Here is a 666-nt window from a genome sequence, read left to right as displayed (position 1 = left end):
CCCAATGCAACTGGTAAGCTTTAAGCGCTTCTAGAATCAGTTGCGAAGCGCCGGGCATTTCTCTTGGTGGATCAAGATCTTCAATGCGTACTAACCAAATTCCGTTGTTTGCTTTGGCTTGAAAATAACTGCCAAGCGCAGCAATCAATGAGCCAAAGTGTAATGGGCCAGAAGGGGATGGGGCAAATCGACCTACGTAGCGTGCCATGGGTGTATCTCGAATTTATTAGATGTACAGTTTAGTCATCGTAAGTAACGCTTCAGCTAGGTTTTGTAAACACGAAGTGGCAATAGCGTTTTGCCTGTGGTGAGTGTTTGTGGTTCTGAGCGCTTACGGGACTGATATTAGCCAAAACAAAAAGGGAGCCTTAGCTCCCTTCAGTAATCAAATGCGTGGTGATTAACCTTGCATCTGCTTCTCTTTGATTTCTGCAAGTGTTTTACAGTCAATACAAAGGTCTGCAGTTGGACGTGCTTCAAGGCGACGAACGCCAATCTCAACGCCACAAGACTCACAGAAACCAAAATCATCTTCTTTGATTTTGTCTAATGTTTTTTCAATCTTCTTGATCAAACGGCGCTCACGGTCACGATTACGCAGTTCTAGGCTGAACTCTTCCTCTTGAGAGGCGCGGTCAACTGGATCTGGGAAGTTTGCTGCTTCGT

Annotated in this window: 2 protein-coding genes; both read right to left on the bottom strand. The window is 45.3% G+C overall.

The window, feature by feature from the left end:
* The coding region (locus tag R7R78_RS26815; protein WP_233346557.1) for a glutamate--tRNA ligase family protein at positions 1–208 on the bottom strand (208 nt) is incomplete at its 3' end.
* A 192-nt stretch (positions 209–400) separates the two neighbouring features.
* Positions 401–666, bottom strand: a 266-nt coding sequence (dksA, locus tag R7R78_RS26810) for an RNA polymerase-binding protein DksA (protein WP_225474699.1), incomplete at its 5' end; no start/stop codon positions are given.

The organism is Vibrio sp. 2134-1 (genome assembly GCF_033339495.1).
Note: the sequence above shows the minus strand (reverse complement) of the source record. Positions and strands in the feature narration are given on the sequence as shown.